11 protein-coding genes and 1 pseudogene are annotated in these 12,197 nt (G+C 56.4%); 3 read left to right on the forward strand and 9 right to left on the reverse strand.

All coding sequences use genetic code 11. From position 1 onward, the window contains the following. The first annotated feature begins 3 nt into the window (after nt 1–3). Nucleotides 4–1,371, forward strand: coding sequence for an ATP-binding protein (locus BMYO_RS04200; protein ID WP_158216944.1), 1,368 nt, complete (start codon nt 4–6; stop codon nt 1,369–1,371). 65 nt (nt 1,372–1,436) lie between these two features. On the opposite strand, the gene BMYO_RS04205 is transcribed toward BMYO_RS04200, so the two are convergent. From BMYO_RS04205 to BMYO_RS11680, 9 genes and pseudogenes are all read right to left on the reverse strand, one after another. After that, nucleotides 1,437–4,622, reverse strand: a complete 3,186-nt coding sequence (locus tag BMYO_RS04205) for a type I restriction endonuclease subunit R (protein ID WP_094667286.1) — start codon at nt 4,620–4,622, stop codon at nt 1,437–1,439. A 9-nt stretch (nt 4,623–4,631) separates the two neighbouring features. After that, a complete protein-coding gene (locus BMYO_RS04210; protein ID WP_094667287.1) occupies nt 4,632–5,771 on the reverse strand; it encodes a restriction endonuclease subunit S in 1,140 nt (379 codons plus the stop codon). Further along, nucleotides 5,758–7,371, reverse strand: a complete 1,614-nt coding sequence (locus BMYO_RS04215) for an N-6 DNA methylase (protein ID WP_094667288.1) — start codon at nt 7,369–7,371, stop codon at nt 5,758–5,760. Before BMYO_RS04215 ends, BMYO_RS04210 begins: the two co-directional genes overlap by 14 nt. Before the next feature lie 112 nt (nt 7,372–7,483). Next, on the reverse strand, nt 7,484–7,795 hold the full coding sequence (locus BMYO_RS04220; protein WP_094667289.1) for a type II toxin-antitoxin system RelE/ParE family toxin: 312 nt from the start codon (nt 7,793–7,795) through the stop codon (nt 7,484–7,486). After that, nucleotides 7,788–8,072, reverse strand: a complete 285-nt coding sequence (locus tag BMYO_RS04225) for a type II toxin-antitoxin system Phd/YefM family antitoxin (RefSeq protein ID WP_094667395.1) — start codon at nt 8,070–8,072, stop codon at nt 7,788–7,790. Before BMYO_RS04225 ends, BMYO_RS04220 begins: the two co-directional genes overlap by 8 nt. 320 nt (nt 8,073–8,392) lie before the next feature. Next, a complete protein-coding gene (locus BMYO_RS04230) occupies nt 8,393–8,707 on the reverse strand; it encodes a cupin domain-containing protein (protein WP_094667396.1) in 315 nt (104 codons plus the stop codon). A gap of 282 nt (nt 8,708–8,989) precedes the next feature. Next, the gene (locus BMYO_RS04235) at nt 8,990–9,427 is read right to left on the reverse strand and encodes a class I SAM-dependent methyltransferase (RefSeq protein ID WP_094667290.1); all 438 of its coding nucleotides are present in this window, start codon (nt 9,425–9,427) and stop codon (nt 8,990–8,992) included. Between the two features lie 41 nt (nt 9,428–9,468). Continuing rightward, entirely contained in the window at nt 9,469–10,275 is an 807-nt protein-coding gene (locus BMYO_RS04240) for a sulfite exporter TauE/SafE family protein (RefSeq protein ID WP_094667291.1), read from the reverse strand. A 617-nt stretch (nt 10,276–10,892) separates the two neighbouring features. Then, nucleotides 10,893–11,060 (reverse strand): annotated as a pseudogene (locus tag BMYO_RS11680) (hypothetical protein); the annotation flags it as partial. Nucleotides 11,061–11,275: 215 nt separating this feature from the next. On the opposite strand from BMYO_RS11680, the gene BMYO_RS04245 reads away from it, so the two are divergent. Both BMYO_RS04245 and BMYO_RS04250 read left to right on the forward strand, forming a co-directional pair. Further along, nucleotides 11,276–11,797, forward strand: coding sequence for an NAD(P)H-dependent oxidoreductase (locus tag BMYO_RS04245; protein WP_094667292.1), 522 nt, complete (start codon nt 11,276–11,278; stop codon nt 11,795–11,797). A 137-nt stretch (nt 11,798–11,934) separates the two neighbouring features. After that, the gene (locus tag BMYO_RS04250; RefSeq protein WP_143249111.1) at nt 11,935–12,150 is read left to right on the forward strand and encodes a TetR-like C-terminal domain-containing protein; all 216 of its coding nucleotides are present in this window, start codon (nt 11,935–11,937) and stop codon (nt 12,148–12,150) included. Nucleotides 12,151–12,197 lie beyond the last annotated feature (47 nt).

Below are 12,197 nucleotides of genomic sequence, written 5' to 3' on the forward strand. Positions count from 1 at the left end.
ATTATGTCGTTGTCATCGTTGATCGCCGAATATCTCGACTTTCGAGTCCCCGAATACATTGAACGCGACAGCGCATCCATCGAGGTTCCCGAACCGGCGCGCAACAATGTGATCTACACCATCACCGGCGTACGACGATGCGGCAAAACCTATGCCATGTACCAGCTCATGGACCGGCTTATCGCCGCCGGAGTTCCGCGTACAAAGCTGTTCCACTTCTCATTCGACGACGAACGCATCATGCCGTTCACCGACCACACGCTCGCCGACCTTCTCGATACCTATTACCGCATGGTGCCTGACGCTTTGGATGGCTGCTATCTTCTTTTCGACGAGATTCAAGAGGCTCCATATTGGACGAACTTTATCCGACGCGTAGCCGAACAGCATAACGTCACTATTGTGCTCACCGGTTCCTCATCGAAGTTGCTGTCCTCGGACATCCCGACGAATTTCCGTGGGCGCTCACTATCAAGGGAGATGTGGCCTCTGAGCTTCAGGGAATACTGCCTATTCCATGGCATTTCCACAACGAGCGTCGCCGGCGAATACCCTGCGAACACGCGAAGGCCGTTGCAATCCGCATGCAACGACTATCTCAACACCGGAGGATTCCCCGCAGTGCAACGCATGGGCACGCTCGACCGCATGCGTATGCTGCAAGGATATGCCGATGAGATTGTCACCAAGGACGTTCTGGAACGATTCGGCACCACATCCCTGCGCGTTGCCACACGATTCTCCCGCAATGCGTTACGGTCCACAGGACTCAAATTCTCCGTCAACGCGCAGGTCAAAGCGATGCGAAGCATGCAGGTACCTGTCTCCGGTGGCAAACTGTATGATTTGATGGATGATTTCGAAGATGCGCACCTGCTGTTTAAGGTAGGCGACTTCACACTTTCCATACGGGACAATCCCAAGACCCCGTACAAGGTGTACTCCGTGGACCCCGGACTCTCCCTCGCGGTGGCCCCGGCCAATCATCTCGACCTCGGACAACGACTGGAGACGGCGGTATTCGTCGAACTCAAACGACGTTACGGCGACAACAGAACCAATACCATCGCCTCGTATTCAGCCGTCAATTGTCCGGAAGTGGACTTCATCGTCGGAGACGAGGCGATCGGAGAGCCGTATCAGCTGATTCAGGTCGCCGCGCAGACCGGCATCGACCGTACTGCGGTCACGGACTTCGGCGATCAATCATTAAGCGACAAGTTCCGCAGTGAAATCGGCAATCTATCAGCAGCGATGAGCAATACCGGGTTGAACCACGGCACCCTCATCTCACTAGACGAGGAAGGTGAAATCACCGTGCCAACGGGAACCATCGAAGTGATTCCCGCATGGCGATGGTTCCTGCAATGAACCTCATATAATCGGCATCCGCCCCTGCTACTGTCATGACTTGGTGATTCCAGACAAAGCATGAGCTACCTATCATGTGATTTGTAATTCGTCGCCTGCGCCATCACCTTGTCGAACACTTCCTCATTCCATTCCGGCGGATAGCCGTTCTGGTACAGCAAAACGGTCAGATCCATGTCGAGTGCGTTCTTGATGTCGTCGCGGGTCGACCAGTCGGCGTATCGGGATTTGTCATCCACCAGTTTTCGAATCTCCTGTGCCAGAAAACGACATTTCTCCTCTTCATAGGGGAATCCATGGTCGTCACGCACTTTGACCAAGATGTCGTAGAACGCTTTCTCCTCATAGGTAAGGCCAAGCGACTCAAATGACTGCCTGTCTTTGTCGAGATCCTTGAGCAGATCAAGCAGCTGGTCGGACAGATCGTTGACGAAGTCGGAGACCGTGTCACTGACGAACTGAAGGTTGTCGCGGGTGTTGTATGCATCCACGATTTTCTGGAGGCGTTCGCCAAATTCCACGGCCTTGACATTATTTGTCCGTCTATAGTCGCGTATGCTCCTCTGCAAGAGCTTGAGCAGGGCATTGAACTTGGTGACTGGCAGTTTGACCTTCGCAAGATTCTGGGCGAATTCCTCACTGAAGATATTGCCCCCATCAGGCAACTGCTGTGCGATCACTACGTTTTCGACGCCGGTGCAGGAGATTGCCTGTTTGACCATATCCTCGACCACGGCGTTCATGATATCGGCGTCAGGGGCATCGCCGATCGTCTGCTTGTGGATGACGGAGCGAATTGCGAGATAGAACTGCGCAGTTGCCGTTTCCTTATCTGCCAGTTCGCCAGATGGCGCGCAAATATCGTAGGCCTGCTTCAGGATGCGACTGGCATGCATGAACCGGTTCTCGCGGTCCTTCACCGTCTGCACGAATTCGGCTGCCCGGTTCAAGCAGTCCAATCGTTCCATCGGTGCGCCAACGAAAAATGGTCTGGTATCAAACCCGTACAAGATGTCTTTGAGGATGGACAGCTGGTTGCGGAATATGCCCAACGTCACCTGAAGCTCCTGCACCGGGTCGCCGCCATCATCCCCATATGCCTTGATGGCCTGCTCCATATTGTTTTTAATGCCGATGTAGTCCACCACAAGCCCCTGATACTTACCTTGGTAGACACGGTTGACTCGCGAGATGGTCTGGATAAGGGTGTGCTTCTGCAAGGGCTTGTCAACGTACATGACCGACAGGCAGGGCACATCGAATCCGGTAATCCACATGTCCACCACGATGGCGATGCGGAAGTTCGATTGAGGATTCTTGAACTGCTTGTCGAGCATTTTACGATGATCCTTGGTGCCGCACAGATTATAGAGTTCCGGCTCATCGTCGGCTCCGCGCGTGGCGACAAGGTTCATTGCAGGCAGTGCTACGAGATTCTCTTTCTGCTCCTTGGTGAGTTCCGTGCCCGATGGAGCCTTTGCGGGCTTCCCCCATTCGGAACGAAGCGCAAGAATTTCCTTGTAGAGCTTGTAGGCGTGCTGCCGATTGGAACATACGACCATGGCCTTTTGCACGACGGCGGGCTTTGCGGCGCACAGAGCCTCGTAATGTTCCACAAGGTCCTTGGCAAGTTTGCTCAACCTGGCCGGGTTCTCCAGAATCACCGACAGTGCGCTCATGGCGCGCTGGCTTTCCTCGATCTGCTGCGGGGTCGAGCCTTCCACAGCACATTGCTCATAGTATTCCTGTATTTTTTTGGTCTGCTCTTCGGACAGCTGGATGCGAGCGAGCCGTGGTTCATAGTTGATGGGCACGGTGATGCCATCGTCAGTGGATTGCCGCATGGTGTATCGGTCGACGACGGGACCGAATACTGCAAGCGTCTCATCGATGGGAGTGCCGGTGAAACCGCAATAAGTGGCATTGGGGAAACTGTCGCGCAGATATTTGGCGAAGCCGTAGGTGGTGAACACGCCTTCATCGGTACGTTTGAATTTTGCGTTGACACCTGTTTGGGTTCGGTGGGCCTCGTCGGAAATGCAGATGATATTGCTACGATCAGAGAGTAGCCCCGTCGATTCGCAGAATTTCTGGATGGTGGTGATGTAGACGCCGCCACTTTCCTTGCCTTTGAGGGTTTGTGAAAGATCGACGCGTGTCTCGATGCTGCGGACGTCATTGTCGTGCAGATAGGTCTTGGCGCTCTCGAACACCGCGGAGGTCTGGTTGTCCAAGTCTTCTCGGTCCACGATGACGATGATGGTGGGATTACCGAGCAGTTTGCTCCGGCGCAACATCATGAGTCTGCTGAGGAACAGCATCGTGTAGGTTTTGCCACATCCCGTCGCACCGAAATAAGTTCCGCCCTTGCCATCACCTCCGAAGCCTTCCCGCTGGAGATGATGACAAATACTGCTGAGCATAAGCTCAGCACCGAAGAACTGCGGATAACGGCATACGATGGCCGTCTTGACCGCATCACCGTCCGGATAGAAGATGAAGTCGCGAATGATGGACACCAGACGTTCCGGAGCCAGCGCGCCTTCGATAAGCGTATCCAGCGAGCTGATGCCGTCCATACTCTTGCCGTCATGGTCTCTTCTACGCCACGCGTAGAAGTACTCATATGGAGTGAAGATGGTGCCCATACGGTTGTTCGCGCCGTCACTGATGACGGCAAGGCAGCAGTAACGCATGAGATTGGGAATACCCCGGTTGTAGCGGATGGTGATTTGCTCCCACGCATCGTGAATGGTGGTGTCCTCTTTGATTGCCGATTTGAACTCGCAAATGACCAGAGGGATGCCGTTGATGAACAGCAGCACATCAGGCCGACGGCGCTCGGAGCCTTGCACAGTGAATTGGTTGACGGCCTTGAAGATGTTGAACCGCTGCTCGTCATAGTCGATGTATTCGATATGCACGGCAGGTTGTGCGGGATCGTCGCGCGTCAGGTCGAATCCTTCGTTGATAAGGCGGAACGTGCGTCGATTGCCATCGTACAGAGGCGTGTCCTGTATGTACCGGAGCCGGTTGATGATCTGTTCGATTTCGGATTCGCTGAGCTGCAGGTCAGCATACCGGTTGTGTAGATATGCCTTCAGATCGTCAATGAGAAGAACTTCGCTCAGGTCGCGTTGCATGCCACGACCGTCCACATGCTCATAGGATTGCCGCTCCAGCTTGCCGATGATCGCCTGTTCGAGATCATCCTCAGTGAATTTGCCGTTGCCCTGCGCGGAGCCTCCCATACGTCCTCCTTAACGTGACGCTTCCTCTATTGATCCTTTGATAAGAACCGGACAAATATCCTTGAGCTGGGACTTCAGGCGCTCGTTGATCTCGCTGCGCAGGGTATACGCCTTGTACAGATTGACGATGGACTGTTGCACTTGCAAGGATGGCAGTGGGATAGTGACATCGAGCATACTGCTCCAGTCGAAGGTCTCCCGTGCGCTTCCCCACGAATTAAACCTTGCGTACCTGTCAAATTCGGAACGATTAAAGAACAACATAAGGTACTCCGGCAACAGCTGCTGAATAGAGTCCGTCTTCACACGGAAGACCGTGTTGATTGACGAAGTGATAAATGATTCATCTCTGTCGTTCAGAGCAATTGATATCTTCTCACCATTACGCGACGTCACTGGAACATAGACAAGATCATATTTACTTATGATTTTGTAATTTGACAATGAGACGCCTCTAAGATTTGCCTTGGTGGGAATCAATGTCTTATTTATCGAAAGCCCCATAACCTTATTAGCCACAAAGGAATTGTCACTATTCCTCACATCAACTTTCTCAATATACGATCCGATTCTCTCGTATTTAGCTGATTTACAAATAGCTTTCAACGCTACCTCATACGAGGTTTTCAAATCATCAAGACCGCATTCGTAGGCTTGCTGATCCTTGAGCATCGCCTCATAGACAGCAACGTATTTGCGCTGAACATCAAGCGACGGCAGCTCAATCTCCACATCGCACAGGTCTTCCCAGTTATAGAACTCAGTTGAACTTCCCCATGAATTCTGAATTACATAACGATCGAATTCAGAGCGGCAAAAATACAGATAAAGCCACACTGAATCCAGTGCATCATCCCTAGAGACATCAAATAAGACGTAATCCTCAGTCACTATTCGCGATACCTCATCATAGTTATAGGTAATACTGAATTTAGAACCGTTTCGCGAAGTTCGATGATTAAAGAAGAATTCGTTAGGTTTTACAATCTGAAACTTTGTAAGATCACGAGCGGAAACATCGGCCTTGGTGCGAATCATTTCCTTGAGATTATTGACACCTCGCACATCATCCAGCCCGTATTCCCCAGATGAATTCCGTCGCTCAATAAGAGTAATCAACTCCCCCAACCTGTACTTATGCAATGCCATAGCCAATCCCCTCGAACGCGGCCTTCAGCATGGCCTGGGACTCCTGCTCCATGCGGAGTGTCGTACGCATCTCCTCACGAATGCGCGCCATCTCACCCTCGTAGTCGATATCAAGGTCATGGTCGACGAACTCGATGTACTTGCTCGGAGTAAGCGTAAAACCGTTGGCCCGCAGACCGTCCTCGCCTTCTAGCTTCACCGAGGCGCACAGTTCGGGAATATCCTCATAGCCGTCGCCGGTCTGCCATGCGGTGTAGGTACTCTTGACCCGCGCGATCTGCTCGGTGGTGAGCACCACCTTCTTCTTGCGCTTGTTCTTATCCAGCATGTATGTCTCCACATGCTGGTCCCATGTGCGTAGATCCATGAACAGCACTTCGCCCGAGCGGTCACGCAGCTGCTTTCCTTCACGGTTTACTCCAGCATGCTTGTTCATGCGCATAATCCACAACGTGACTGAGATATCGGTGGTGTAGAACATGTCGCGCGGCAGCACGATGATGGCCTCCACCTTGTCGTTCTCCAATAGCTTGCGCCGAATCTCGCCCTCCACGTCGCCGGCGTTCAACGCGCCGTTCGCCAGCAGGAACCCGGCGACGCCATGATTGACATCCAGTTTGGAGAGCATGTGCAGAATCCACGCATAATTGGCGTTGGATGCCGGTGGCACGGCGTATCCAGCCCAACGCGGATCATTGATCAGCTCGTTCTCGCCCCTCCATCCCTTCAGGTTGAACGGCGGATTCGCCATGATGAAATCGACCTTGCGGTCACGGTGCTGGTCGTCGGTAAAGGTGGACACGGCACGCTCGCCGAGGTTATTGGAAATGCCGCGCACGGCGAGATTCATCTTGCATAGTCGCCATGTGTCCGGATTGCTTTCCTGTCCCACCACGGAGATGGCGGCACGGTTGCCGTGATGACTTTCCACGAACTTGTGCGATTGGACGAACATGCCTCCCGAACCGCAGCATGGGTCGTACACCACACCCTCGTATGGCTCCAGCAGTTCGGCGATGAGCTGCACAACGCTTGCCGGCGTGTAGAACTCGCCGTCTTCCTTGGAACTGCCCGCAGCGAAGCTTTGCAGGAAATACTCGTATACGCGACCGATGAGGTCCTCCTCATGGAATCGGTCGCTACCGATCTGGTTCACACTGTCGATGAGTGTCTTGATAGAACGGGTTTCCGCCCCCAGCGTGGAAAACAGGTTGAGGGGAAGGGCGCCCTTGAGGGCGGGATTGCGTTCCTCAGCCTTCGCCATGGCGGTGTCAATCCTGATAGCGATGTCGTTGGCGCCCGCGTTCGCCACCAATGTGGACCAACGGGACTCTTCGTCAAGATAGAATACGTTCTGCGCGTTATAGAACGACGTCTTCTCCAAGAAGATAGGATTATCGCCGTACTGCTCGATAATCTCATCGCGCCGCCGATCAAACTTGTCGCCGGCGAACTTCAGGAACGCAAGACTGACGACCGCATCACGGTTCTTCTCGATGCTGCCCACACCACGCAAGGCCACGCGGCAATCCCACAACGCTTCCTCAAGTGTCTTTCCTTGCTGTTCTCGCGACTTTGCAGAACCCGTCTTCTTGGCCATGCTCCCTCATAATCTTCTCGCTTGTACAGTTTGGGCTAACGGATAATGTTAAAAGACACTACCAATTTGACACGCGAGTCGGCCGCTCAAGGCGGAATGCCGCCACAACGGCTTACTCTAAATGCCGCGATAAATCACATCTCGCGTAGATGACCCTTGCCACAGTGACAGTTTTCGCCTCCTCGTCAACCCAGTAGAAGACCCCATAATTGCCGACCATGATGCGCCGGTATTCACGGCGAAGCGGACGAATCGGAATATAGGCGGGATGCGAATACGGGAACTCGGCCAGACCATCAATCGCGGCACTCAATTCCATCATGAGATTCTCAGCCGCATGCGGACTGTGCAACTCACCTGCGATATAGGAAACCGCGGCGCTCATATCCCCCACAGCCTTCGGCAGAATCTCGACCTTATACACGGGCGGCGCCGTTGATCGCGGCGCGCATAGAAGCCAACGCCTCCTCAGGACTGAACCGGGTTCCCGTGGCTTCCGCCTCACGCTCTCCTTCCAACAGCATGTCGTACACATGACTGTCGAGCCGAAGACCCTCGTATGCCTCCATGCTGAGCACCACCATGTCTCCGAATCCGTTCTTCGTAAGGAAGACAGGCTCCCCCGTCTCATGCACAGTGCGGGATACGTCCGCGAAATTGTTGCGCAAGTCCGACACTGGGCGAATCATCTGATTGACCATAGCAACCACCTCCACATCTGAATTTAGCATAATTACGCTAAATCAAGGACTTTATCATTAGTCCGGCCGCATCACATCACGCCTCCTCGGCTACATCGTCTTTGCGGGCCTGCAGCAGGGCTGCGTCACAGTAGGCGATCACCTTGCTGTCGGCCTCGCCCTGCCAGGAGAAGAGACCACACCCGGTTTTCGCTCCGAGGTCGCCGGCGATCGTCTCGATGACAAAGTCAGCACCAGCGACACCCTGCTCATGGCCGATGACCGGCGCAATGCGCGCAATCGCTTTGTCGACATTGTCTCCATCACGCAGCAGTCCCGCGTCAACGCCGCATCATGATGAGCATCATTTTCGACGCCTCCTCGGCGTAGACCGCGTGGGGCAGCCGGGTCGGGAAGTGCAGGATGCCGCCGGGCACGAGGTCCACGGTCCTGCCGCCGCCGGTCACCTTGAGATGACCCTCGAGGCACTGGACGAGCACCGGCATCGCGACGGTGTGCTCGCTCAGCTCCTGGCCCTTGTCAAAGGAGAACAGCACGACGTTCGCACCCTCCACCTGCATCACGGTGCGTGAGACCGTGGCCTCGGGCTGCACCTCGACCATCGGGGCGAGTGCGTCGATGAACTCCATCACCATCGGCTGGCCGGCGTTGGTTTCATCCGTCGCTTCGGATGCCGTGCTGTTGGGAGTTGTGGTGTTGGGCGTTGCACCGTTGGTCATATCGGGACTCCTTTATTCCTATCCGTACAATCCGTACGTCTTCGTTCCGTCGCCTACCGACCGTCCGCGGCCGGCTCGCGGCGTCGGGCACCATGACTGCATGTCATGACTGCGCACAATGCCCGGCACCGACGATTCATCGATTTTCAGCTTAATCGCATCCAGACACGTCAGACGCGATTCACGCCGCATATGTCGTCAGTCCTTGCGGCGCACCACGAAGGCGATGCCGGTCAGCGCATCGCCGTAGGTGTTGAACACGTGACGCATCTCAATCACGCGCGCACGCAGATCCGGGTGTGTCAGCACGTTGCGCATGATGCGCAGCACGCCGGCCAGCCCTTCGTCCGCGATATTGCGGCGCATCCTGAGCAGCGCCATCGGTTCGACGCCGTGCCAGAGCACCTCGAATCCTTCCGACTCGAGCAGCGCCCGCCATTCGGCGGCGGTGAGCGGTCTCGCGTTCACCTTGATGGCCCGCGCAAGGTCCTTGCGAATCGACTCCTTGATGGACTCGTCAAGATCATCGGGCGCGAGTCCCATCTCATGAATCGCATACAGACCACCCGGCTTGAGGATGCGATGCGCCTCGCCGATAATCGCGCGTTTGCCTGCGACGCGGTTACACGAGCGCACCTCGACGCCTCCACCGCACGGTGTTTCAATAGCTCGACGCGTCACAGGAACAGGCGAATGACCGCCACTACGGACAGCGCGTAGACGAGCACGCTGAACGCGGACTGGCTGACGCGACGGGCCATCCAGCGGCCACAAAGCACGGCGATGATCACCAATAGGATCGTCCAAGCCATCGCTGGGAAGTTCGCCCAAGTAATCATGTCCAAGCCGATGGCGAACGGCAGCTTGACCATGTTGATGATCAGATAGAACCACGCCGTGGTACCGAGGAAGCGCATGACCGACAGGTTTTCGGACAGGAAGTATATGGAGGTGATCGGCCCGCCCGCGTTGGCTACCATCGTGGTGAAGCCGGCGAGCGCGCCGCACACCACGCGCTTGGCCAGTGCGAATGACTTCGCGCCAATGGTGTGTGGCGCGGCAGGCGACCGCGCATCCGAATCATCCGCCGCCGTCGTGCCGTCCGACTTCACGGCATTCGACGCATCGGCCTTCGACGGTTCCGCTTCGGTCTGCCCGGACCGTCCGACCGCCCTGCGCGCGGCAAGCCTTTTGCGCGCCAATGAGAGGAAGTACATCGAGACGAACACCGCCAGAATCACGCCGATGGTCAGACGGGTGACGGTGTCGTCGGCCACGAACAGGAATCCGGCACCCGCCGCGATTCCGATGGCGACGAACGGGAACAGTCGGATGAGCGAGCGGCGCGACACGTTGCCCCGGTACGCCCAGATGGCGCTCCAGTCGGCCACGATTGCCATGATGAGCGTGATGCCGGTGGCCTCCTTGGCGGGCATGACGGCGGTGAGCGTGGCCACAGCGAGAATGCCCGCACCGGGTGCCAATGACTTATCCAATCCATACAGCAGCGGCGATCGCCACCACGGCCATCACACCCATCGTCATCCGTCAATCCTTCCTCGCATGCCACCCGCATGTGCACGTTCCGCATCAGCAAACGATTGTGGTCTCAGCATGATTACCTGCAATCGCCGACGCCGGCATTATGCCACGCGCATCGACCCCTGCGCATGATATGGCGCGCGGGATGCGCCGGGTGTCACGCCGGTGTCACGCCGGGACGCAAATGCAATATCGCCCTTTTTGCACATGCGTCCCACATCATTGCGGGACGCACGCGCATTTCGACCGATAATGCACTTGCGTCCCACGCCCAGCATCACGGAATCGGCGGAATACCGCCATTGCTCAGGAAAACGGCCGAGAGAGCCAGTGGGACGCAAATGCATATCGGCGTATTCTGCATTTGCGTCCCACAAACAGCCACTGGTCACAGCCATGCCGATAGCTCGACACGCATCAAACCCATCAACGCATACCCTTCCGCACACCGCAATCGGTAGAACCCGCACCTCTCCGCGATCCAATAGGAGTATCGAACTCTGCACGAAAACAGAGGCATAGAGGTGCAGATTGATACGCGGCAGCAACGGCACGGGCTTCATGGACGAGCCATATCAACCGCACCCGCCACAGCAGACATGTCCCGCCTCGACAGCATGCGCACGTACCAAGCGACGGGCAGGGTGAGGAGCCCACCGGCGATGAACACCCAGGAAATCGGGATCACATCGGCGAGCGGCGCGAAGACGAGCATGCCCAGCGGCATGCAGAATGACGTTGTTCTCTTTCCTTGGCACCCTTCCGACAAGCCCCACCAATGAGCCGCGAGAGCATCCACGTTCGCCTATAACGTAGAGCAGGGTGTCGATGGGCGCGTCGTGCACGTCGTTTGCGACACTGATAACTGAATCGGCGCTTTCGTATACGCGAATATGCGAAAGGCCGTCGCCCGATTATCACCATCGAGAAAAAGGAGTAACCATGAAGACTCTGGTGCTGGTGTTCCACCCTGACCTCAAGGGCCAGTCGCACGTCAACAAGGCGCTGGCCGAGGCCGCCGCCGAACTGGACAACGTGACCGTCCGCGACGAGTACGCGCTGTACCCGGACGGCAAGATCGACGTGGCCGCCGAGCAGAAGGCCGTCGAAGAGGCGGACCGCGTGGTCTTCCAGTTCCCGCTGTACTGGTTCTCCTCCCCGGCGCTCCTCAAGAGCTGGGAGGACGAGGTGCTGCAGCACGGCTGGGCATACGGTTCCGAAGGCCATGCCTTCGAGGGCAAGGAATTCGGCGTGGCCGTCTCCACCGGATCCCCGGAGACCGCCTACCAACCGGACGGCTCCAACAAGTTCGTCATCGACCAGGTGCTCACCCCCTTCCAGGGCACGGCCAACTACGTGAGCGCCACCTGGATCAAGCCGTTCGTGACGTTCGGCGCCTTCGGCATCACCGATGAGGCGCTGTCCGCCGCCACCAAGGCCTATCAGGAAGCGCTGTCCGCCTGATTGAGATACGGTTCGCAGACCCGAGCGCAATAGTCCCAGATGCGCTGCTCGGCGAGGTCCGCTGCATCGCGCCGCAATACCGGCTGCTGCTGGAGGCCGGATACGGCGGCCGCATCATCGACGCAATCCAGCAGAACATGAACCGCAGTCCTTTGGCCCGCGAAATCGGCCCACGCTATGCCAGCCGATTCTGGGCCGGCGCGATTTGCGCCGTACTCGAGCAGTGGGTGCGCGGCGATATGGACGCTCCGGACGACGAATTGGCGGACATCATGACCGCGCTCATGCATCGCGGCGTCGAGACCGCCGCCGAATTCGGCACCGGCTGCACGCCCAAGTGGGACGAAACATAAGTTTCACACGACATCGACTTGCGTTTCGTCCCGTTTTGGGGCGGGGG

Origin of the sequence: Bifidobacterium myosotis (assembly GCF_002259745.1) — a bacterium.
GTDB classification, from domain to species: domain Bacteria; phylum Actinomycetota; class Actinomycetes; order Actinomycetales; family Bifidobacteriaceae; genus Bifidobacterium; species Bifidobacterium myosotis.